The organism is Streptomyces sp. NPDC059255, from assembly GCF_042752355.1.
In the GTDB taxonomy this organism is placed as follows: Bacteria; Actinomycetota; Actinomycetes; order Streptomycetales; family Streptomycetaceae; genus Streptomyces.
This window is the reverse complement of the sequence record NZ_JBHYZP010000021.1, coordinates 1-21,373: the sequence shown is the minus strand read 5'-3', so window position 1 is coordinate 21,373 and position 21,373 is coordinate 1. Positions and strand designations below refer to the sequence as shown.

The 21,373-nt window shown below is 67.9% G+C and carries 20 protein-coding genes and 1 pseudogene; 5 read left to right on the top strand and 16 right to left on the bottom strand.

Annotated elements, in window-relative coordinates; all coding sequences use genetic code 11:
* Positions 1-228 precede the first annotated feature (228 nt).
* From ACFXKG_RS23680 to ACFXKG_RS23650, 7 genes and pseudogenes are all read right to left on the bottom strand, one after another.
* On the bottom strand, positions 229-480 hold the full coding sequence (locus ACFXKG_RS23680) for a hypothetical protein (RefSeq protein WP_384842808.1): 252 nt from the start codon (positions 478-480) through the stop codon (positions 229-231).
* A gap of 22 nt (positions 481-502) precedes the next feature.
* A pseudogene (locus ACFXKG_RS23675) lies at positions 503-613 on the bottom strand (DNA-binding protein); the annotation flags it as partial.
* Between the two features lie 132 nt (positions 614-745).
* A complete protein-coding gene (locus ACFXKG_RS23670; protein WP_384842459.1) occupies positions 746-2,719 on the bottom strand; it encodes a hypothetical protein in 1,974 nt (657 codons plus the stop codon).
* 80 nt (positions 2,720-2,799) lie between these two features.
* Entirely contained in the window at positions 2,800-3,663 is an 864-nt protein-coding gene (locus tag ACFXKG_RS23665; protein WP_384842456.1) for a carbohydrate ABC transporter permease, read from the bottom strand.
* A complete protein-coding gene (locus ACFXKG_RS23660) occupies positions 3,653-4,582 on the bottom strand; it encodes a carbohydrate ABC transporter permease (protein WP_384842453.1) in 930 nt (309 codons plus the stop codon). The genes ACFXKG_RS23665 and ACFXKG_RS23660 overlap by 11 nt, the downstream gene beginning before the upstream one ends.
* Positions 4,583-4,587: 5 nt before the next feature.
* Positions 4,588-5,877: an ABC transporter substrate-binding protein gene (locus tag ACFXKG_RS23655; RefSeq protein ID WP_384842450.1), complete on the bottom strand. Its 1,290-nt coding sequence runs from the start codon at positions 5,875-5,877 to the stop codon at positions 4,588-4,590.
* A gap of 75 nt (positions 5,878-5,952) precedes the next feature.
* Positions 5,953-6,987, bottom strand: coding sequence for a LacI family DNA-binding transcriptional regulator (locus ACFXKG_RS23650; RefSeq protein WP_384842447.1), 1,035 nt, complete (start codon positions 6,985-6,987; stop codon positions 5,953-5,955).
* Between the two features lie 123 nt (positions 6,988-7,110).
* Between ACFXKG_RS23650 and ACFXKG_RS23645 the strand changes: the two genes are divergently transcribed.
* Positions 7,111-8,721 (top strand): FAD-dependent oxidoreductase, encoded by a 1,611-nt coding sequence (locus tag ACFXKG_RS23645; RefSeq protein WP_384842444.1) that lies wholly within the window; start codon positions 7,111-7,113, stop codon positions 8,719-8,721.
* 13 nt (positions 8,722-8,734) lie between these two features.
* Here ACFXKG_RS23645 and ACFXKG_RS23640 read toward each other — a convergent pair whose 3' ends face one another.
* Together ACFXKG_RS23640 and ACFXKG_RS23635 are read right to left on the bottom strand one after the other, a co-directional pair.
* Complete coding sequence (locus ACFXKG_RS23640) at positions 8,735-9,772, bottom strand: LacI family DNA-binding transcriptional regulator (RefSeq protein ID WP_384842441.1); 1,038 nt, start codon at positions 9,770-9,772, stop codon at positions 8,735-8,737.
* 18 nt (positions 9,773-9,790) lie between these two features.
* On the bottom strand, positions 9,791-12,259 hold the full coding sequence (locus tag ACFXKG_RS23635; RefSeq protein WP_384842438.1) for a glycoside hydrolase family 2 TIM barrel-domain containing protein: 2,469 nt from the start codon (positions 12,257-12,259) through the stop codon (positions 9,791-9,793).
* A 395-nt stretch (positions 12,260-12,654) separates the two neighbouring features.
* On the opposite strand from ACFXKG_RS23635, the gene ACFXKG_RS23630 reads away from it, so the two are divergent.
* Positions 12,655-13,080 carry a hypothetical protein gene (locus tag ACFXKG_RS23630; RefSeq protein WP_384842435.1) on the top strand — a complete coding sequence of 142 codons (426 nt, stop codon included), beginning with the start codon at positions 12,655-12,657 and terminating at the stop codon, positions 13,078-13,080.
* A gap of 114 nt (positions 13,081-13,194) precedes the next feature.
* Entirely contained in the window at positions 13,195-13,473 is a 279-nt protein-coding gene (locus ACFXKG_RS23625; protein WP_384842432.1) for a tetratricopeptide repeat protein, read from the top strand.
* Positions 13,474-13,535: 62 nt separating this feature from the next.
* On the opposite strand, the gene ACFXKG_RS23620 is transcribed toward ACFXKG_RS23625, so the two are convergent.
* The 3 genes from ACFXKG_RS23620 to ACFXKG_RS23610 form a co-directional block, all read right to left on the bottom strand.
* On the bottom strand, positions 13,536-13,751 hold the full coding sequence (locus ACFXKG_RS23620; RefSeq protein ID WP_384842429.1) for a DUF6243 family protein: 216 nt from the start codon (positions 13,749-13,751) through the stop codon (positions 13,536-13,538).
* A gap of 273 nt (positions 13,752-14,024) precedes the next feature.
* A complete protein-coding gene (locus tag ACFXKG_RS23615) occupies positions 14,025-14,426 on the bottom strand; it encodes a PIN domain-containing protein (protein ID WP_384842426.1) in 402 nt (133 codons plus the stop codon).
* Entirely contained in the window at positions 14,423-14,671 is a 249-nt protein-coding gene (locus ACFXKG_RS23610; protein ID WP_384842423.1) for a hypothetical protein, read from the bottom strand. The genes ACFXKG_RS23615 and ACFXKG_RS23610 overlap by 4 nt, the downstream gene beginning before the upstream one ends.
* A 499-nt stretch (positions 14,672-15,170) precedes the next feature.
* Between ACFXKG_RS23610 and ACFXKG_RS23605 the strand changes: the two genes are divergently transcribed.
* On the top strand, positions 15,171-16,451 hold the full coding sequence (locus ACFXKG_RS23605; RefSeq protein WP_384842420.1) for a YncE family protein: 1,281 nt from the start codon (positions 15,171-15,173) through the stop codon (positions 16,449-16,451).
* Here ACFXKG_RS23605 and ACFXKG_RS23600 read toward each other — a convergent pair.
* Complete coding sequence (locus ACFXKG_RS23600; protein ID WP_384842417.1) at positions 16,441-16,587, bottom strand: hypothetical protein; 147 nt, start codon at positions 16,585-16,587, stop codon at positions 16,441-16,443. The genes ACFXKG_RS23605 and ACFXKG_RS23600 overlap by 11 nt on opposite strands.
* Before the next feature lie 272 nt (positions 16,588-16,859).
* Here ACFXKG_RS23600 and ACFXKG_RS23595 point away from each other — a divergent pair, with 272 nt between their 5' ends.
* Positions 16,860-17,090 carry a hypothetical protein gene (locus tag ACFXKG_RS23595; RefSeq protein WP_384842414.1) on the top strand — a complete coding sequence of 77 codons (231 nt, stop codon included), beginning with the start codon at positions 16,860-16,862 and terminating at the stop codon, positions 17,088-17,090.
* 365 nt (positions 17,091-17,455) lie between these two features.
* On the opposite strand, the gene ACFXKG_RS23590 is transcribed toward ACFXKG_RS23595, so the two are convergent.
* From ACFXKG_RS23590 to ACFXKG_RS23580, 3 genes are all read right to left on the bottom strand, one after another.
* Positions 17,456-17,665 carry a hypothetical protein gene (locus ACFXKG_RS23590; protein ID WP_384842411.1) on the bottom strand — a complete coding sequence of 70 codons (210 nt, stop codon included), beginning with the start codon at positions 17,663-17,665 and terminating at the stop codon, positions 17,456-17,458.
* Positions 17,666-18,910: 1,245 nt separating this feature from the next.
* Positions 18,911-19,718 (bottom strand): IS5 family transposase gene (locus ACFXKG_RS23585; protein WP_384842408.1). Its coding sequence is split into 2 segments (ribosomal slippage): positions 18,911-19,354 and positions 19,356-19,718, totalling 807 coding nucleotides; the frame shifts between segments, so codons are not numbered across the junction.
* A gap of 179 nt (positions 19,719-19,897) precedes the next feature.
* Complete coding sequence (locus tag ACFXKG_RS23580) at positions 19,898-21,127, bottom strand: esterase/lipase family protein (RefSeq protein ID WP_384842405.1); 1,230 nt, start codon at positions 21,125-21,127, stop codon at positions 19,898-19,900.
* Positions 21,128-21,373 lie beyond the last annotated feature (246 nt).

Below are 21,373 nucleotides of genomic sequence, written 5' to 3'. Positions count from 1 at the left end.
CGTACGTCGTTGAGCCGCAGGTCATGGACGTGCGGCACATATGACGTTCAGACACCCCCCCCAGGCGAGTGGGCGGATATTAGCACTTTATCTGTGCATGACCTGTGGGTCGGGGAGTGGTGGCAGGCGGCGGTGCGGGTCCGTGAGGCCCACGCAGCGGCTTGAGCGCTGTGAGAACCGGCTCGTCGAAGGAGTTCCCCCGGACCACATGGACGTTGAGACACTGGATCACCTCGTCGTGCCGGCTTCCGGCCAGGACGATGCGGTAGCAGCTCGTCCGTGGCCGGGCCGGTCGAGGTCGAACGCGGTCAGCCCCGGCCACGCCGGATCGAGCGGCAGACTCGCTGTGCCGTGCTCGGGGCCGGCCGGCTCGGAGAGCGCCGCGGCGAAGCGCCATCGGTGCGGCGTGCGGTCGTGAACAGTGGCGATGGCGTCGCGCTGGTGCGTCGGGGCGGCGAAGCCGGGCTGGACAACAAACAAGGCCCAGGTAGCCGACCTGGGACTTCGTCATGTCGTCGCTGGCGGACGTCAGCAGCGCGACCGGCTTCGGCTCGCGCAGTGCTACTTCGACCACGGTGGCGTCGATGGCGTACCTGTGGCCGTGTGGTCCGGCACTCACCCGCGGCTCGATCCCGCCAGGGCGGTGGGCATCGTCGGGTAATCCGCGGCATGCCGGTCGAGAAGCCGCCGGGCGGGTTCGTGCCGGCGCCGGAGAGCTGACCAGCGCCGACGCGGACCGCTCGACTCAGTTCACCGGCTCGACGCGGAGATCCACGGAGAGCGTCCCGGAAAAGCTGACGGTGAGGATGCGATGAGTGCGATTGCCCAGGTATGACCGGTCCATCGGCGCATACTTCGCTTCACGGTCCACTCCCCAGTCGATGATGAACCTCATGCTTCCGCGGGTGACGGTGAGCCCTCGGGTGACGGTGATCGTCTCCTGTCCGTAGGGCGCGGGCGTGCCGTTCGCAAAGACCACTTGATCTCCGGTGCCGATGATGAGGGGGATGCGTTCGCGGGACGCTCCCGGCGTGGTCAGCACACGCCTGATTCCATCAGCACGATGCGTCACGTCCGTCGTCACAGCGCCGTCCGCGGTCACGTACCTCGTGGTGAACACGCCTGTGTATCCGGTCAGTGTGTCCGCCGGGATGACGACACCGGACGCCGCCGACCCGGCATGGTGCGTCGCACTCACCGGGCCACGTGAGGAGGCGGTGCCGACGGTGTCGGCGACGGTCGTCCAGTCATCCGGACCCGTGCTGTTGACCGTGAGGGCGAGCATGCCTGCGACGGGGTGCCAGAACGCGTTCGTCCCCATCCGCTGGAGCGAGTTCTGCCGCACGCCGTAGAGACCGGCGGTGTAGTACCCGGGACGGCGGACGAACACGTACTGCTGGTCGAGGGTGCCCTTGCGGAGTTCGGTGAACGTGGACTCGCGCAGATAGCGCAATGCGGCGACCTGTGCGTCGCGCTGGGCTCCAGGGATCCCGAGCGGGGCCTGCGGGACGTGCATGTGCAGCCGCGGCGACGAGTCCTGCTTCTGCCGGGGGGAGACCGGCGCCGTGGAGGCGCTCCAGGCGTTGCGCGCTCGCGTCTTCTCCTCCGAGCTGGTGAAGAACGCGCCCAGCGCGGGCACGTGGGGCAGCAGGGTCCGCGCGAGCGCGCTGCGGTCCACGTCGTCCACCGGGGTGGTGACGAACGTCGCGACGATGTTGCGTGCGCTCGTCCCGGAGAGGATGAAGCCCTCGTTGCGTCCGGGTTCCATGACGACGATGTACCCCCACCAGGCGGCGAACCGCTCGGCGAGCTGGATGATGGCCGGGTCCGGCAGCCGTTTGTACAGCGCGCCGAGATCGGGGAGCATCACGTCGAAGTTGTACCCGGCGTCCGGTGCGACGGGCTCGTGGAAGAACCCGGCGGGCGCCTGGCCGTCCTTGAGGATGATCTGCAGCCGGTTCGGGACGGAGGCGCTGACGGCCGGTTCGCCGAGGATGTGCGCCGCTTCGACGACGCCGGAGAGCCCTGCGACGACCTGGTTGGCGAACTGGACCGGGCGGTTCCAGTGCGGACGAGAGGTGTCGACGAGCCACGCGGAGCTGTCGCGGATGGCGTCGCGGATCTGCAGTCGGCGGTCGTAGAGCTCACCGGCCGCGCGGAGGTCCCGGAGGACGGCGGCGAGCGCGACGGTGCCGAACCCGGTCGGGGAGAGGTGGTGCTCGGTCGGCGAGTACTCCGGGTACGATCCGTCGGCGTGCTGCAGGGAGAGGTAATAGCCGAGGGCGGCGTCCAGGCGCGCGAGGAGCGCGGGGTCGCGGTAGTACGGGTTCCACGGTCGATCGTTGGCATAGAACCACGAGAGCGTGGCGACGTGCTCCATGATCCGGGAGTTGTACGGCTGGTTGGGCGTGCGCTGCCAGCCGTCCTCCATCCACCCGTAGTTCGGCGCGACGTCCCGGACGCTGTTGGCGAGCGGAGCGACGATCATCAGGTACGCAGCCAGTACCTGTTCGTTGGGCGCGAACCGGGTCCGCACCGGCTGCCCGGCCGGTAGCGGGGCGACGAGCGGCAGCACGGTGCCGTCCGATGTCGCCATCGCGGGCGCCGCTCCCGCATTCACCGTCCCGATCACCGCCGCGGCGGCGCTGACGCCGACCAGGAAGTTCCGTCGGCTGAGCGCCGGCAGCATCGGTGGACGTGTCTGATCCTCATGCATCATCTCGACTCCTTCGTCTCTCGACCGGGGGCGATGAGGTCAGCGGCGGCGTCCGGTCCGCGTCGTCGCTCTGATGGGTCAACTCATCCCTTGAGCCCCGTCTGGGCGAGGCCTTGGACGAACTGCTTCTGCGCGATGAGGAACACCACGAGGATCGGGACGACGGTCAGCGACGCGGCGCCGAGCTGCGTGTTCCACATCTGCTCGCCGTACTGGTCCTGATAGCGCGTGATCGCGAGCCCGAGCGTGAAGTTCTCGGGGGTCCGCAGGAAGATGAGCGCCTCGAAGTACATGTTGAACGAGCGCAGGAACGCCATGATCCCGACCGCCGCGATCGCCGGCCTTGCCAGTGGGAGGGCGATCCGGAAGAACACCCCGGCACGTGTCACACCGTCCAGCCGTGCGGCCTCCTCGTATTCCTTCGGGAAGCTGAGGAAGTGCTGCCGGAAGATGAACACGGAGACGACCGCCGTGGGCCCGAAGATCGGCAGGATGATGAGCGGCCAGTGTGTGTTCGTGAGACCCATGGCCTTGACCGCCGTGAAGATCGGGATGATCGTCACCTCGGTCGGCACCATCATCGCCGCGAGCATGAGCGTGAACGCCGCGTTGCGCAAGGGGAAGCGGATGCGGGCGAAGGCATAGCCCGCCATCGCCGACAGCAGGATCGATGCCACGGTGACGACCACCGCGATGTACATCGAGTTGCCGTACTGCCGCAGGAACGGCTGCGCGGTGAACACCTGCGCGAATCCGTCCAGCGTCCATTCTCTGGGCAGCAGGGTGGGAGGCTGCAGGAAGATCTCGTTCGCCGGTTTGAACGACGAGAAGATCATCCACAGCGTCGGATAGAGGAACGGGAGGGACGCGGCCACGAGCAGCACGTACAGCGTGAGGGTCGTCACCCGCGAGCGGCTGCGTGCCGCGCTCGATGCATCAGACCTCATCGTGTACCCACTTCCGGCGGGAGGTCCATTGCAGCATCGTCAGTGCAAGGATGATGGCGAAGAGCACGACGCCGATCGCGCTGGCGTATCCGAACTGCTGGCTGACGAAGGCCGTGCGGTAGAGGAAGAACGGCAGGACGTTCGTGGCACTCCCCGGCCCGCCGTCGGTGAGCAGCTGCACGGGAGCGAACACCTCGAGCGAGCCGATGGTGGTGAGGATCCCGGTGAGGAGGATGGTCGGCGCGATCACCGGGACCGTGATCGACCGGAACGATCTCCACGGCGACGCGCCGTCCAGCTGCGCAGCCTCTCGGATCTCCTCCGGGACGCTCTGGAGAGCGGCGAGGAAGAGCACCATGTTCATGCCGACGCCCTTGAACACCTGCACGACGACGAGGGAGATGAGCGCGGTCGAGGAGTCGGCGAGCCAGTTGGTTCCGTCGATGCCGAGGAGCCGGAGTGCGCCGTTGATGCCTCCGTCGGGGGCGAGGAGGAAGCCCCATGTCACGGACCAGGCGACCACGGACACCACGACGGGTGAGAAGAAGATCGTGCGGAACGCGGTGATGCCCTTCATACGCCGGTTGAGGAGGACGGCGAGGCTGATGGCGATCACGAGGTTCAGCACGAGGACGCCCGCGCTGAAGAACAGACTCGCGACGACCGACGCGGAGAAGGTCGGATCAGCGAAGAGGCGGGAGTAGTTGTCGAGTCCGGTGAACTCCATCTCGCCGGTGAGCGGCCGCCACTCGTTGAGGCTGTACCAGATGACGAAGAGGAAGGGGACGACACCGAGGATGATGACGCCGAGGACCTGGGGCGCGACGAAGGCTATGCCGAGCCAGCGGTCCCGGTCAGGACGGGGGCGCCGGCTCTGCACGACTCTTCGGTCGTTCGCTGCGGAGGTGCGTACGGTCACTGGGGTCAGCCCTTGAGCGTCGGCGAGATCTGCTCGCATATGCCGGTGACGGCGGTCTTCACGTCGCTTCCCGACCACACCGAGTCGAGGCCTGCGCGGACCTTGTCGGAGAACTGCGAGAGCGCCGGGTGCTGCGACTTCACCGAGGCCTCAGGGACCACGTCGACAATCGCCGACTGGATCTCCTCGGGCGAGAGCTTCGGCGCAGCCTGGGAGAGCGTCTTCACATTGAGGAGCGACTTACGGGGCGGCGGGAAGAACTGCGCGAGGAGCTCGGCGTTCGTGGGGTTCGTCAGGTAGGCGAGGAATCCGGCCGCCTGCTCCTTGTGGCTGCCGCGTTCAAGTACGCTCACCCCCGCCTGTCCGACGATGGGGTGGTAGCCCTTCGGCCCTGCCGGGAGGGGGAGGAACGACCACTCGAAGCTGTCGCCGAGGTTCCCCGACTGACTGAGCTGCGCGAGGCTGAAGGCCACGTCGCCGCTCGCGAACGTCGCGGGCGGCGCGTTCCCCGAGACGGCGGGGATGGCGCCGCGGCTGATCTGCTTCTGGTACCAGGTGAGGTAGTCGATCATCTCCGGCGACGCGAACTCGCACGTCGCGCCGTCCTCGGACCACGGGGCGGCACCCCATGCGTTGCCGAGCATGGTCACCGCGCTCCAGTTCGTGGGGTTGAACGTCGGGACGTTCAACCCCACGGCCTTTGTCTTGCTGTGCGTCGCCGCGGCGATGTCGCCGATCGTCTGCCACGTGTAGTCCGGGGTCCCGACCAGTGATGCCACATCGGGCTGGCCGGCGGCCTTCAGGAGGTCTTCGTTGACGTAGAGCGCGAACGGCGAATTGGAGAACGGATACGCGTAGATGCCGCCCTTGTCGTCCTGCCACGGAGCGAGCGCGGCGGGGAGGATGTCGTCGAGGTCGTAGCCGTCGGCGCCCTTCAGCGTGTCGCGGACATCGTGCAGGACGCCCGCGTCGACGAACTCGGGGCCGCTCGCCTCGGGTATCCAGGCCAGGTCGGGAATGTCGCCGCCGGCGATCTGCGTCGTCAGCCCGGCGATGTAGTCCGGGTTCGTGATGGGCTCGAACGTGATCGACGCGACCTCGTCACCGTGCTCTGCGACATAGGCGTCGCCGACCTTCTGCAGCAACGCCAGGTGATCCTTGTTGGGTGACCAGAGCGCCATCTTCAGATCGGCCGGACCTGACGCGCTGGTGTCGCCGCCGCTGCATGCGCTGAGGAACAGGGCCAGAGCTCCGGTGAGCGCGATGGCGGCTCTTCGGGATCGGGTAGCTCGCATGAAGTACTCCTTCGTACTCATTCCGCGGCTCGTAGCGCTCCGCAGGAAAGTAAAGTACCAGCGCTACCGAGAAAATCAAGGCATATTTTCGGGAACTTGCGGAGCCGCTGTCGAGTCCCGCACGATGAGTTCTGTCGCGAGATCGGTGTGGTACACGGGAGGCGCTCCGCCGAGCAGCAGCTTGTGCGCGACGTCCACCGCGTACGACCCCATCGCCTCCGACGGCTGCCTGATGGTCGTCAGCCGCGGCGCCGTCATCCGCGCGACGGGTTGATCGTCGAACCCGATGACGCTGAGGTCGCGCGGGACGGACATGCCGGCACGTCGCGCGGCTTCCAGGACCCCGGCCGCCTGCGCGTCACTCGCCGCGAAGATCGCCGTGACGCGGTCCGGTCGGCCCAAGAGGGACTCCGCGGCCCGCAGTCCCGATTCGTACGTGAAGTCGCCCTCCTCGACGATGTCGGCGCCGGGCTGGATCCCCGCGGAGGCGAGCGCGGCCAGGTGCCCGTGCTTGCGCGCGATCGACGCCTGCGTGTCGGACACGCCGCCGAGGAAACCGATGCGTGTGTGCCCGAGCGACAGCAGATGCTGCGTGGCCGCCATGCCGCCCGCGAAGTTCGTCGCGCCGACGGAATACGAGTCGTTGTCCGGCAACCGGTAGGTGTCGACCTCGACGAGCGGGACTCCGTTCTTCGCGAGCTTCGCCCGCTCCTCCGTCCTCAGACGGGATTTCAGCGCGACAACGGCTACGGGCCCGTTCCGCTTCGTCCGCTCGATCCACCCCGCGGCGGGCACTCCGTCGGGAAGGTCGAGAAGGACGAGCTCGAGCCCGGCCTCGTGGGCCGCGCGCATGGCGCCGCGCAGGATCTCCACGGTCAGCGGCGACGACATGCTCGAACTCGAGAGCATGACCACCACCGTCGCCAGATCGCGCCGGGAGCGCTGCTTCGGCGACAGGTACTGCTTGTCGCGCAACACGGACTCCACCCGCACCCGGGTGTCGGCGGCGACGTCCGGCGCCCCGTTCACGACCTTCGAGACGGTGGAGATCGAGACACCCGCCTCGCCCGCCACCTCGGCGAGCGACGGTCGACGCTCCTTCTCACGCATGGGCATCCCTTCGATCACTTTGAGTTCTGGAAGTCTACGGCGGACGACGTCGCCTTGAGAGATTTTGCTTAAGTATGATCGAGAAACCTACCGAGAGTTTTCGGGAAAGAAAGGTGTTCTCCCGTGACAGGACAGCAAGCTGACCTTCTCATCGTCGGTGGTGGCGTCGGCGGCGTCTCCGCCGCCCTCGCGGCTCTGCGCCGCGGCAGATCGGTGATCATGACCGAGCAGACGCCGTGGCTGGGAGGACAGTTGACGGCTCAACTGGTGCCCAGCGACGAGCACCGACGCATCGAGACAACCGGCCGCAACCGCAGCTACGCCCAGTTCCGGGAGCTCGTACGCGAGCACTACCGGACGTACTATCCGCTCACCGCAGCCGCGAGAAGCGACCAGCACCTCAACCCCGGCGCGGCGTGGGTCAGCCCGCTCAGCGTCGAGCCGAAGGTCATCCTCGCGGTGATCCACAGCATGCTGCGCCCGTACGAAGCGTCCGGACGACTCACGCTCATGCTGGAGACATCGCCCGTCGCTGTCCACACCGACGCCGACCGCGTCACCGCGGTGACGGTGCGCGACCGCGCGGGAGATGTGTGCGACCTCTCCGCGCCGTTCGTGCTGGACGCGACCGAGCTCGGCGACCTCCTGGAACTCGGCGGAGTCGAGTTCGTCACCGGCCGCGAGGCCCGCGGCGAGACCGGCGAGCCCGGCGCACCGGAGACCGGCGATCCCCTCGACATGCAGAGCGTCACCTGGTGCTTCGCGGTCGAGCACCTCGCCGGCCAGGACCACACCATCGACCGACCCGACGACTACGACTTCTTCCGCGAGTGGCGACCGCCGCAGCTCGACGGCGAGAAGATGCTCGGGTTCCGCCGCGCCGCCCACGACGGATCGATCGCCCGGGAGTACACGCTGCGCGTGAACGACGACGACGACCCGTTCGCCATCGACGTGGACCACCGCAACATGGGCGAAGCCCCCGAGCTGTGGAACTACCGCCGCGTCGCAGCGCGGCGCCAGTTCGAGGACGGCGCGTACGAGAGTGACATCGTCATCGTGAACTGGCCGATGAACGACTACGTCGGCGGCACGGTGTTCGGCAGCGACGACGCGGCGGTCCACTGGGACCGGTCGAAGGCGCTGAGCCGGTCGCTGCTCCACTGGCTGCAGACGGAGGCTCCGCGGCCCGACGGCGGCGTCGGCTGGCCCGGACTCCGCCTCGCGCCGCGAGTCACGGGGACGTCGGACGGTTTCGCCATGATGCCGTACTTCCGGGAGTCACGCCGCATCCGGGCGGAGCGGACGATCCTTGAGCAGGACTTCGACCGGGACCTCCGCGACGGCCGGGGCGCCGAGCGCTATCCGGACACCGTGGGCGTCGGTCACTACTACTGGATCGACCGGCACGCCACGACCGGTGGCAGCGCGGGCGGCGGCGGCCTGCCGGAACCGTTCGAGATCCCGCTCGGCGCCCTCCTGCCGCGGCGCGTACGGAACCTGCTCCCCGCCGCGAAGAACATCGGCACCACGCACATCTCGAACGGCAGCTACCGGCTGCAGCCCGTCGAGTGGTCCATCGGCGAGGCGGTGGGAGCCCTCGCCTCATACTGCCTCGACCACGGCGTCGAGCCGTCCGCGGTGCGCTCCCATGCGCGCCGGCTCGGCGACTTCCAGCGCGACCTCGAACGCGGAGGCGTGCAGCTGCGGTGGGATCCCGCGCTCCGCTGGTAGACCGCCGCGAAGGTCAGGCCTCGTCCGGCGCACGACCCGTCGAGGCTCTGACCTGCAGCGTTGGGGTCGCGTCCTGATGAGTGGACGGGGCCGCACCGTCGATGACGTCGAGAAGCCGGCGCGCGGCATGGGCGCCGAGGGCGACGACATCGTGGCCGAGCGCCGTCAGCCCCGGCGTCACGAGGCGGCAGAGCAGCGAGTCGTCCCACGCGATGATGGAGACATCGCCGGGGACCGAGAGACCCAGTTCGTGTGCGGTGGTCAGCGCCACGACCGCCATGACGTCGTTGTCGAACAGCAGACCTGTCGGCGCCCGGGGCGACGACAGCACGGTGCGCGCGGCTGCCGCACCGGAATCCTGTGAGAGGTCGGTGCGCACCATGTCGTGTTCGAGGCCCGCAGCGCGAGCGGCGTGCTCGAACGCGTCGTCGCGGATGGCCGTGTACGCATAGCGGCGGGGGGCCGCAACACGGGTGATGCGTCGATGGCCGAGGGCCGCGAGATGCGCGACCGCCTGCCGCATCGCCTCGGCGTCGTTCGTCCACACCGTCGTCAGTCCGGCCGCGACGCTCGGGTCGCCGACGACGACCGCGGGGATGCCACCCTCCGACACGACGGAGATCCGCGGATCATCCGGGATCAGATCGGTGAGCAGGACGCCGTCGACACGACGCGACATGTGCCATCGCCGGATCGCCTCGGCCTCGGCGTCCGCGTCGGGCACGACCTCGAGCAGGAGTCCCATCGAGCGAGACGCGAGCGTCGCCTCCACGCCGGCGATGAACTGCATGTAGAACGGCTCGACGGAGAGATCACGAGGGTCCTTGGCGAGCACCAGACCGATCGTGTCCGCGCCCGCACCCGCCAGCGTGCGGGCGGCGCTCGCCGGCGACCAGCCGAGCCGGGCCGCCACCTCGAGAACCCGTTCGCGCGTGGCCGAAGACACACCGGACCGGCCGTTCAGAGCATAGGAGACGCTCGCGGTCGACGTCTGCGCCTCCCGCGCGACGTCTGCGATGGTGACCCGCCGGGTCCCTGGAGCGCTCGTCATCACCGATGCCAGCTCCCGTCAGTCGGAATCGATGATATCCCTCAGCGAGGCAACGACGAACGCCGCCAGCGGCGAGGCGGCATCGAGCGACTCCGGCGCGCGGACACGGAAGATCTCCGTCTCCCCCGGCAGCACGGTGGTGAAGCCACGGTCGACCGTCGCCTCGGGATGGATCCGGTCCGGCTGGACGAGCACATCGCGCGCGAGGTGATGCGAGCGGACACCGATGTCCAGCCCACCGGTGACGGCGGTGACCGTGACCTCCAGCGGCGTTCCGTCGAGCCGTGCGTCCCTCGGCGAAGCGAAGTGCCGGACGGCCCGCTCGTCGTCGACCGTCGCGATGATGAACTCGGAGCCTGGATCCGACGACTCGGCGACAGCCGGCGGCAGCGCGACGCGGGTCACCGAACGCGGAGGAACCGAGAGCGAGTGCGATCGCTCCGCGACGGGCACGCCGTCGAGGCGCCGCCGAGCGAGGTGCGCCATCGTGTCCCACGCCTCGTCGCCGTCGTTGATGACGCAGAGCTCCAGTACGCCGTCACACGGCTCGATGGTCACGACCCGCGGCGCGTAGATGTCGCGCAGGGCGAAGTAGAGCGGCTTGCGGCGGCCGGCGCTGTCGATCGCCGACCACGACGTGACAGGCCAGAGGTCGTTGAGCTGCCACACGATGGTGCCCGTGGTCCGCGGCCAGCTCGCGCGCCAGTGCAGCACGCCGGTGCGGACCGCCTCGACCTGCATCCACTGCGTCTGCAGGTGCCACCGGTCGAAGTCTTCCGTCGGCGGGAGGTGCCGGGCGAGGTTGCGCGCAAGCTTCGCATGTCCGTCAATGGCCTTCTGATGGTGGCGCACGTTCTCGGCGTCGATGCGCAACTCGCGGTCGGTGATCGCGTCTCGGAGTGTTCGCCAAGCCGCTGCGCCCTGCCAACCGAACTCGGACACGAAGCGCGGAGAGCTGTCCCGGTAGACCGCGTAGTCGTACTCGTTCCAGGCGTCCCAGGAATGGAACGTCTGGTGGTCGGTGTCGTTCGGGTCGTGCGCCCAACTGCCCGACCAGGGGCTCCCCTCCGTATAAGGACGGGTGGGGTCGAGCTCGCGAACGAGGTCCGGGAGCCACTTGAGGTAGTACCGCTCGCCCCAGGTGAGCTCACCTCCTGGCTGCGCCGCCCAGTCCTTGTCGAGGCGCATCCACAGGTTCTCGTTGTTCCCGTTCCAGATGGCAAGGCTGGGATGAGAGCTGAGCCGCACGATGTTCTCGCGAGCCTCGGCGAGCACCTCGGAGCGGATCGGCTCCTCCTCGGGGTAGGCGGCGCACGCGAAGAGGAAGTCCTGCCACACGAGCAGGCCGAGCTCGTCGCACGCCATGTAGAACGCGTCGCTCTCGTAGACCCCTCCGCCCCATACGCGGACGAGGTTCACGTTCGCGTCAGCGGCCTGTTCCAGACGGGTCCGGACGCGGTCGGCGGTGACCGCCCCGGGGAAGACGCTCTCGGGGATCCAGTTCACGCCCTTGACGAACAGAGGGCGCTCGTTCACCGTGACGACGAACGGGGTGCCGTGAGCATCGGGTGCCCGGTCGATGGCGACAGTTCGGAAGCCGACCCGTGTGCGGTACTCGTCGAGCTGCTCCTTCCCGGACCAGAGCGAGACATCGACCGGATACAGGTGTGGCTCGCCGAGTCCTCGCGGGTACCACCGTCGCACGTCGGGAACGGCGACGACGACGGTCGTGGAGTCCTCGCCCGGCTGGACCTCGGCGTGGACAGCCTGCCCGGCGATCTCGACCTCCAGGTGGAACGGGAGTATTGCCCCCGAGCCGGTTCGCTCGATGTCGATGTGGGCGGTGAGGATGCCGGTGTCCTCGAACAAGTCGACCAGAGGACGGACCGCGGCGATCCGCGCCGTGCTCCACGTCTCCACCTTGACGTCGCGCCACAGTCCGCAACCTGGGAGGGTCGGTCCCCAGTCCCAGCCAAAGCTGCTCGCCATCTTCCGGATGAACGCGAAGGGCTGCGGGTAGGCGCTGGGCCGGGCTCCGAGTTCGCGCTCCCATTGCTCCGCCTCCGTGTACGCGGACGTGAATCGGACATCGACGGCATTCGCCTCGGCCGCGACCGCCGTGATGTCGAACCGGGAGGAACGATGCATGTTCCGGGTGCTTCCGACCGTCCGCCCGTTGACTGCGACGGATGCGACGGTGTCGACACCGTCGAGGACGAGGTCGATCCGCTCCGCGCCAACGGCGGTGGCGAACGTGCGGCTGAGTCCCCAGTCGCATCTCGACACCCACGAGACCTCTTCCTCGTTCCGGTCGACGAAGGGGTCGGGGATGAGGTCCGCTGCCAGCAGGTCGAGGTGGATCGCCCCCGGAACCTGCGCATCGATGGCCTGGCCGATGAGCGGGACGGCCGCTTCCGGCACCGAAGTCCGGCCGTCGGCAACGACTGTCCATGTCCAACGTCCTGCCAGGTCCAACGTCGTGCGCATGCGGACTCCTCCTCGCCGGGGCACGTGGAATTCCAGCGTAGCCTAAGCGCTTAAGCTCCACTGGGACAGGACCGGTCCGCTCCATGCGCGCGCTCCGGGGAGTGGGATCGGCGATGCCCTGGTACAGCGTTGAAAGTCATGGAAGTGGACGGTCAGTTGGTGTCGTACGACAACCGAAGGCTTGACGCGGCGCGCGAAGCGGGTGGGCCGGTGACCATCGAGCGCGTCGACCCGAACGCGGTACGCCCTGATTCGACGACCGGACGGACCTGGGCGGATCAGTTCAAAAGGCGCATGAATTCTTCGCGGAACAGAAATGAACTAGGTGGGCCAGTTCCCCCGGCCGGACTCCAGGAGAGGTCAGAGCACGTGCGCAACGGGAAGTGTAAGAAAAGATGACCATGATCGAAAGTCTGTGGGAAGACTTTGAGCTTCCCATCAAGAACGCGCTCCACTACGCCGACGGGCACTCTTACGATGTGGCCCTCGACCGCGCTGCACCGAGGGGTTTCGTGGTACTCGTCCCCTTCGATCTCCGTGAGGTGCTGGAAAGCGACCCGTCCTGGGTGTCCTCGGTCGATGGGCTTGCCGCCGTTGACCTGGGAGAGAAGGGGCTGCTGTGGGGCGGCGAGGGTTCTTACGGCTCGGAGGGGTTCATCGCCCGTTTGACCGTCGACCGTGCGCTGATGTGGGCGATGTTCTTTATGGAATCCAATCCTTTTGATCGGATTCAGCTGTCCGGAAAGGTCGCTACCTTTAGTTCGACCTCGGGTTTCGAGATTGCGGTCGACATCGATGATCCGAGAATCCCTATCTCTTGACCCGCATCCAACCGGCCTCTCGAAGCCGACCCCGCCCCCTGTATCGCGGTGGCCGGGCCGGAATTGGCGACCAGGAATGGCCGGAGGCCGCGGGCGGCATCGTGCGGGCGAAGCGTGACAAGGCAAAGTGCCCGCCGAGACGGCTCCGCGAAGCGACTGGGGCGGTTCGACGAGGCCGTCGAGCAACTGCGGCGTGCGCTGACCGTGCTGCGCGCCACAGGTAATCACTGGGTCGAGGGCGAGACCCTCGATCACTTCGGCGAGGTCCTGCTGGTAGAGGGCAGAACGGAGGAGGCCCGTGCTCGGTGGCGGCAGGCCTTAAAGATTTTCGAGGAGATCGATCACCCGGACACAGCGCGCCTCAAGAGCGATTTCGTCCTGACTGGCACGTAGTGGCACGCCCACCCTGGGTGGTCGGCCGAGACGCGGGCGGCCGGTCCTGCGGCGGCGGTGCGTCAACTCTGTGCGGTGTCGTCGCCCGTCTGCTCGGCGCCCTTGGCTGCGCCTGCCTTCTCGCGCATCTTGCGTACCAGCTCCGCCTTCTGCTCGGCGGCACCCTTGCGGTCGAGGTTGCGGTGCGGACCGTTGTTCTGCCGTTCGGCGCGGGACAGCCTCTTGCGCTGGCCGCCACCCATGCCCACGGGATTGTTGATGTTCTTGCTCACGGTCATAGGTTTCTCCCGGAATGATGTGAAGTGATCTGCGGATTCACCGGTGGGGACAGGCGTGGCGACGTCGAGGAGCGACAGCAGGGGCCCATCACGCTCTCACTCGTAAATCGGCGTCCGGAAGAACACGACAAAGACGTTACCCGCTTCAGTCGGCCCCGCTCGCCAAGCCTTTCGCCGCCCCGGCGTCGACCGGGCTTTCGGCGAGCGCCCGGGGTCAACGGTTTCCTTCCGGTAGCCGCCGCGCTCCGCGGGTGTTCGAAGTGGGCTGGTGGGTCAGAGAGGAATGATGCGGACCTGGCTGCCGCAGAGCTGGGCCATGTCGTCGCTGTCGGACGTGAGCAGGGTGACCGGTTTCGGCTGGCGCAGTGCGACCTCGGCGACCGTGGCGTCGATGGCGTACTTGCGCCCGTGCAGTCCGGCGCCTTTGAGGAGCTCCGCTGCCGCCCTCGCCGCCTGCTCGGTGACCGGCTCCACCTTGATGCGGGACAGGGTCCAGTTCAAGCGTGGGATGTTGGTACGTGAGTGGCTGACTTCCACGATGGTGTTCGCCCCGATCACAAGGTCTGCCCCCATGTCGTGGAACACCTGCAACATCGCGAGGAACTTGCGGTCCTGCGCGATCCAGGCGGAGAGTCCTTCCGAGTCGAGGACAACGGTCTCGATGCGCTCGTTCACGCGGAGTCCGCGCCCTTGGAGGAGCCGGCTCCACCGAAGATCTTCGAGTGGGCTTCGGCGAGCTCCTCGTCGCTGAAGCGTCCGTGCTCTTCCTCGTGGCGGCGAAGGTCGTCGCCCAGAAGCTGGTGCCGGATCTGGCGAGCCACGGCTTCCGCCACGTAGCCGGAGACGTTGTCCGTGAGTTTGCGGAGCTCTGCCACCTGGTCGCTGGGCAGCGTGACGGTGATACGAGTCGTTGCGGACATACGGCAAGCATACTGGAGTATGCGCATAAGGGCTCGCGCTGGCCCTCCGGTGGATTCATCAGCCAAGGCCGAGTGCTGCGGAAGAGGGGTGGCTTGTCGCCGCTCCGGTGCTTACGGCAGAGCAGGCTCTGTCGGCGGACGCGGAGCGGGTGGCCAGAATCGAACTCGCGCTCTGATCTTGGGAATCACCCGGGCTCCGAGCAGGCTACAAGCCCCCGTTGACCGCTGTTTACCGCTCTGGCCGGCACGTAGTGGCATGAAGCGAGACTCCTGCGCGGCCGACGCGCGGCTTCGGAACCTGGGTTCTGCCCGGAACGCACCGCGTCAACCGGGGGCGAGTGGTTCAGCAGTGGCCGCGGGGCGGATGTCTGACCGGCCGTTGTCAGTGGCACCGCCTAGGTTCGGGGTACTGACAGGTGATCACCCGTCGGTTCATCCGACCAGAGAGGCAACAGACGTGCGTACACGAAGAACCGCTGCGTGCAGGGCGCTGACGGCCGTGATCGGCACCGCTCTGCTGATCGGCGGCACGACCGCTCCGGCTTCGGCGGACAGCGCCACCGCGCTGCCCAGCACTTCGTACCGGGACATCGTGGTCGACGACGTGCACGACCGCGTGTTCATCAGTGATCCGTCCGGAAGCAGCGTCGTCGTGACCGACTACGCGGGACAGGTCGTGAAGCAGATCACCTCGGAGAACGGAGCCGCGGGACTCGCGGTCTCGGCGGACTCCAGCACGGTCTACGTCGCCCTTCCGTCCGCTGACGCGATATCGGCGATCGACACCGGCACGCTGACGGAGAAAAACCGCTACCAGACGGGCGCGGGCACATCGCCCGAGAGCCTGGCGCTGGCCGGCGGCAAGATCTGGTTCAGCCACGGGGCCACCGGCCGGGCGGGAATCGGCTCAGTGGAGCTCTCCGGGTCCGTCCCGGTGATCACGCTCAACGAGTCCTCGGGCTGGTACTACGCCCCGACGCTCGCATCGTCGCCGGCCGATCCGAACGTGCTGGTGGCGGGCGACAAGGGCCTCAGCCCGGCTACTCTCGCGGTGTACGACGCGAGTACGGGTCTGCAGCAGCGGGTCAAGCGCACATTTTTCGATGCCCCGGCCATGTCGGACCTGAACGACTTCGCCGTCACCCCTGACGGCCAGAACATCGTGACGGCAAGTGGAACGCCCTACCGCCACCAAGTCGTCAGGACCTCCGACCTGTCGGCGAACGGCACCTACCCCACCGACGCCTACCCCAACGCGGTGGCCATCGCCCCCGACGGCACAGCCGCGGCAGGCGGCAACGGCTCGCAGTTGTACGTCTTCCGCGCCGGCGCCGACGCCCCACTGCGAACCTACTCCCGAGGGCTCCAGCTCGCCGCCGGACTCGCCTGGGCGCCGGACGACAACCGACTGTTCGCTGTCACCGGCGACTACCTGGGCGCCCATCCGACCCTGCATGTGCTGATAGACGCGGGCAAGGCGGAGAGCGCCCTCACCCTCCTGGCGCCGTCGACAGCCGTCAGGGGCAGGCCCCTGGTCGTCACGGGCACGCTGAGTGCCGGCGAACAGTTCGGGAGCGGCACCACCGTGGAGGTGACGCGCACCGACGCCCGCACGCCGGACGGTGTGTCCGCCGGCAGCTTCGCCGTCGCGGCGGACGGCACCTTCCAGTTCACCGACCGGCCGAGGGTCGCCGGTCAGGTGACATACGTCGTCCGCTACGCGGGCGATGAGCAGCACACCGGCGCGACCGACCAGGTCACTGTCGAGGTCACGAAGTAGGGACACCCCCATGGGCCCCGAGGCGCCCGGCGCGCGTCGGGGCCCACGCCGGGCAAGGGGAAGGACGTGCCATGCCGTCGTAGGCGTCGAAGCCGTCGGCGACGGGGGCGGTCTTCTGCCAACGGGTGCTGGTCATGGGCGGGACGCCTTCTCCGCTTGGAGACCGGGTCCTCGCCTACTACTACGAAGGATGCGGGCACTGCGCCCAGTGCGCGGACGGATCGGAGAACCTCTGCCGACGGCGAAGGTCGGCTTCGATTCCGACGGCGGGCTGTGCGAGTACTACCCGGCCGACGCCCGCTCCCTCGTGCCGATCGTGGACACGATCTCCTTCGCCGAAGCCGCCGTCCTCGGCTGTTCGGGAACGACCGCAGTACGCGTCGCCCGTACCGCCCGGAGGAGACCGCCGTGGTCATCGGCGCGGGCGGGGCCACCCTCGCCGACGCCCACACCGTCATGGAGATGGCAGCGGCGGGCCTCATCCGCGGATGTGTGGAGGCCGCGTACCCCCTGGGACAGGTGGGCGAGGCCTTCGCACGCCTCGCCGAGGGCAAGAGATCTGGACAACAAACAAGGCCCAGGTCACTGACCTGGGCCTTCGTCATGGAGCGGGTGACGAGAATCGAACTCGCGCTCTGAGCTTGGGAATCAACGGCGCTCCGGAGTGCCGCAGCGCTCTGACCAGGGATTACTGGGGTCTGCGATCTGTACTGGAGCCGATTAGGTAGACCGCTTCTGCCCCTGGTGTACCGGACTGAAGGGCTGGAATGGGGCTGGCCCGGAGACCGAGCGGTGAGGAGGACGGCTTGGGTGGCCCTGGGGCAGTGCGGCGAGGGACTTCGGGGCCATGGCCATGGAGTGGTGTGCTCGCGTGAACAAACCGGTGACCCATCCGCTCGCGCTCGAATGATGAGGATCTGCGAAAACGGCTCTGGCCGTGGTTTCGTGAATCGGCAGGTCAGCAGCACGAGGACGCTGCGGGCCCGGCGCCGCCGCGGAGGTCGCTACCCACCAGCCACCACCGGGCCGGCTGTGACCTGAGGAGGGTGGGGGAGCAGTGACGCGAGGTTGTCCCGTACGAAGTCCGCCGCCCTCCTGACTGACTCGTCGGCCCCTGCTTGGTCTTCGTAGACGCTGGTGGAGAGCATCACTCCGTCTCCGGCGTCGACCCAGTAGTAGGCCACGAAACCGGGGACCTGGTGCAGAAGGGGCACGAATCCGTCCCCCACCCGGCGTGCCGCCTCAGCAGGATCAGTTACCCCTTCGTACCGCCGAACGACTGCGTACACAGCTGATCTCCTCACGGATCCCAAGGTCGCCTCGCTCCGCATACATGCCCTCCACGCCGCCTCCGGCTCGCAGCACGTCCGCAAGGCCCTCGAATGGGCGCACGGGTCATCCAACCTGGGTCCGCCGTGGCCAGGGCTGAGCGAAAAGAGGGCTCACGGAACTCCGGGCAGAGCCGCGAAAACGGCCAGGCCCGCTCCTGTTTCCCCAGGTCGTTGCCCCTTGAAGCAAGTGGGGACGTTCAGGGAGCAAGGGTCGTCGGGCCATCCGGCCCTTTAGTGTTCGACCCTACGAAGCGGCCTTGCCGGACCAGCGCACATGCCAGTCCCAGCCTGCGGGCTCGCACCAAGGGATACCCCGGGGGTCGGCTAGAACGCGCGCCCGCCCGGGTTCAACGTGAGGGCGCTGGCCGGGCCTCGGCCGCGCCCTGTGGCGGTTCAGGGGCGGCTCCGCGAGGACGCCCCGCCTCGGTCTCGGCGACCTGAGCAGCCTGCGCCCGCTCGCCCCCGGCCAGGTAAGGATGCCCTGCCAGCACACATCCCTCTCAGGTTCGGCTGGACCGCGTGGCTTTGTTCACGTTCTCGTGAACAAAGCTAATCGCGCACGCCTTTGGCGGTCCAGCGTTCCCTCGGCCGGGGCGGACGGGCTGTGGGTTCAGTGCGTTCATCGCGACCTCGGCACGTAGCTCCAGCAGCACAAGCAGCCGACTACCTGGGCGCGGCTCCTGCTCGCCCTGGCGCTCTTCTCCCGCGTCGGCAGTCGGGCCGCAGAGCTCCCATTGAGTTACCCGGAGTGCCCGTTGAAAAGCTGCAATGGGTGGGGAGATCAACTGAGCTGGTTTGGCCAACCTCAGAGCACAGTGCGGGGACATTCAGAGATCGCCATCACGAACTGGCCCCAGCTGGCCTGCGTACGTTCTCGCCGGCCCCATTCGTCTGCGGGGCGCACAGACTTCGGGGATTGCCATCTGCAGCGATACCCGGAAGGCGGCCTTGAGTGCTTCCTTGGCTCCCGGCGTGTCCTTCAACGGCCGGCCTGGCCCGCGAGAGGTCGATGAAGAGCCGACCGAGCCGTTTGGGCTTCAGCCCGGCTGGTGGCTCCGTGACGAGTTCCACCGCCTTGTCCGGCTGGTCCAGCTCGACGTGCGCCGCTGATTCGTATAGCTGATCGTTTCAGAATGAGGTTCGTAGGCGACGAAGGCATATGAGGTTGCAGGCCAGCTCGAGAAGGCCCTGGTGGAGGTCAGCGCGTCGTTCGTAGCGGATGTGGAGGCGTTTGAACTGGTGTAGCCAGGCAAAGCAGCGTTCGACCACCCAGCGCACCCTGCCCAGTCCGGAGCCGTGGGCGATGCCGCGGCGGGCGATCACGGGTTTGATGCCCCGTTTCCGCAGCAGGCGAAGGTACTCGTCGAAGTCGTAGCCGCGGTCGGCGTACAGCCGACGTGGCTTGCGGCGGGGGCGTCCTCGAAGGCCGCGGATCGAGGGGATGGAGTCGAGCAACGGTAGGAGCTGGGTGACGTCGTGTCGGTTGCCGCCGGTGAGCGTGACGGCGAGCGGAGTGCCGTGACGGTCAACGATCAAGTGGTGCTTGGAGCCGGGGTGGGCGCGGTCGACGGGTTAGGGGCCCACGAGGGCCCCCCTTGAGGGCCCGGATGTGCGAGCCGTCAACGGCGCAGTCGTCCAGGTCCAGCAGACAGGCGCGGCGCAGCTCGCCCAGCAGGGCGGTGTGCAGGCGGGGCCAGACGCCGGCCTCGGTCCAGTCCCGCAGGCGGCACCAGGCCGTCATACCGGAGCAGCCCACTGTTTCCGCGGGGACGTCCCGCCAGGCGACACCGGTCCGCAGCACGTACAGGACACCGGCGAGCGCGGTTCGGTCGGGAACGCGCAACCGCCCGGGACGGCGATGGGGTCGCTCGGGAGCGGGTGGCAGCAGCGGGGCCACCCGCTCCCACAGATCGTCAGGAACACGATCAGAACGCACCCTGGAGACCCTGCCGCCCAAGATCGCCGAGCACAAGACCTGCAGCCCGCCCCACCCGTAAGCAGTGGCAGAGGACACGAGGTGCGGGGATGTTCGAAGGGGTCCCGTGCTCGCTCCGCCGCCGTGGTCGGGCGGAGCGAGCACAGCCCCTTGCGCGTCTCTTCCGGAGCCGACTGGGGTCAGTCGGGCAGTCGGTCGAGGACCCAGCGGCCGATGTCCTCCGTCATGAGGGCGTGCGGGTCGTTGTCCTGGGACAGGAGGAATTCGTTGAGCTCGGACTCCTCCGGCTCCAGCTTGTCGATATCGACGTACAGGTCCTCTTGCCGGTCCAGGTCACGGACGGCGACCGCGCTGACGGACGGCACGAAGCACCCGGAGCGGTGGACCAGGTCGACGCTCTCACCGACGCCGGCGAGGGCGTCGCCGATGATGCCGAACGATTCGAGCGTGCCGCCCGGTGCCCCGTCAAGCTCGGGGAAGCCACTGGTGGTGATCGAGTGCGGCCCGCCGAGGAGCCCGTTGAGCACGGCCGCCTCCGCCGGGTCGCCCTGGGACTGGGCGAGGAAGTACGTGCCGTCGAAGAGCGGCCCGGCGCAGCTCAGAGCCTTAGCCCCGGCCTGCACACCGTTGCCCACGCCGTCGCCGCGTCCGCTGGACACCCCGAGCAGATGCGGGATCTGCGGCCATGAGCCGACCTTCTGGAGTTCGTCCTTGAACTCGGTCCGCAGCGGGCTCTCCTGCGGCGTGCCCTTCAGCTCGTCCAGGTAGCGCCAGAGCATCTGCTGCGAGGCCGGGCTGCTGATCTGCCGCAGGTAGGTGTCGTCGACACCGGCGGTGTAGTGCGCGAATGCCTGCAGGCCGATCGGCACCCACGCCCCCCGGTGCGGGCTGTCGAACGACACATAGACGGCGACCCGGTGGTCCATACGCCGCTGTTCCATCTTCGCCAGCGCGTAGCGGGTGACAAGGCCGCCCATGCTGAACCCGCCGGCGAGGAGCCGGGTGTCGTCGAGCTGCTCGGCGCTGGTCCGCAGGATCGCCGCCATCACCGTCTCGGCGTTGCGGAGGATCGACTCACTGCGCTCGTCGAACCCGACGAGGACCAGGGTGCGTCCGCGGCGCCGGAGCTCGCTGATGAACGGGAACCGGCCGTTCTCCAGCCCGTCCCAGAGCCAGTCGAAGTCGCTCGGCCCGAGGCTGAACCCGTCGGCCAGGATGACCGGCCGGACCACACCCTTCTGGCCCTCCCCGTAGTACACACGGGCACTGCCGCGCGGCAGCTCCCAGTGCTCGTCGGCCTCGGGTGCCTGCGAGGCAGCCTCCCTGCCCACGGGCGTCACCAGCCCGAACGCCTGGGCGGCCTGCCTGATCTTCTCGGTCTTGCTGTCGGCCACGAATAGCCCTTTCATGCTGTCGACGGCAACTCAAGGGACATGATCGGCAGACGGATCCACCCCTATGAGCACATTCCGCATGGATAGCTATATCGAGTGAACTCACCCCATTCCGTCGTTAAACGAAAGAGTTGCCGCATACGTGCCGGGCCGATCCCGCGGGTGGCTACTGAGGTTGAACTCGTGATGTCACTGGGTTGCTCAGGTGGGTCTGATGGTCAGGCCGGTCTCGGCGAGGCAGCCGTCTATGAGGTGACTGCG

Coding starts and splice junctions, on each gene's coding strand:
- ACFXKG_RS23670 (WP_384842459.1), bottom strand. CDS start 2,719: ATGATGCATGAGGATCAGACACGTCCACCGATGCTGCCGGCGCTCAGC.
- ACFXKG_RS23665 (WP_384842456.1), bottom strand. CDS start 3,663: ATGAGGTCTGATGCATCGAGCGCGGCACGCAGCCGCTCGCGGGTGACG.
- ACFXKG_RS23655 (WP_384842450.1), bottom strand. CDS start 5,877: ATGCGAGCTACCCGATCCCGAAGAGCCGCCATCGCGCTCACCGGAGCT.
- ACFXKG_RS23650 (WP_384842447.1), bottom strand. CDS start 6,987: ATGCGTGAGAAGGAGCGTCGACCGTCGCTCGCCGAGGTGGCGGGCGAG.
- ACFXKG_RS23640 (WP_384842441.1), bottom strand. CDS start 9,772: ATGACGAGCGCTCCAGGGACCCGGCGGGTCACCATCGCAGACGTCGCG.
- ACFXKG_RS23635 (WP_384842438.1), bottom strand. CDS start 12,259: ATGCGCACGACGTTGGACCTGGCAGGACGTTGGACATGGACAGTCGTT.
- ACFXKG_RS23630 (WP_384842435.1), top strand. CDS start 12,655: ATGACCATGATCGAAAGTCTGTGGGAAGACTTTGAGCTTCCCATCAAG.
- ACFXKG_RS23620 (WP_384842429.1), bottom strand. CDS start 13,751: ATGACCGTGAGCAAGAACATCAACAATCCCGTGGGCATGGGTGGCGGC.
- ACFXKG_RS23610 (WP_384842423.1), bottom strand. CDS start 14,671: ATGTCCGCAACGACTCGTATCACCGTCACGCTGCCCAGCGACCAGGTG.
- ACFXKG_RS23600 (WP_384842417.1), bottom strand. CDS start 16,587: ATGACCAGCACCCGTTGGCAGAAGACCGCCCCCGTCGCCGACGGCTTC.
- ACFXKG_RS23580 (WP_384842405.1), bottom strand. CDS start 21,127: ATGAAAGGGCTATTCGTGGCCGACAGCAAGACCGAGAAGATCAGGCAG.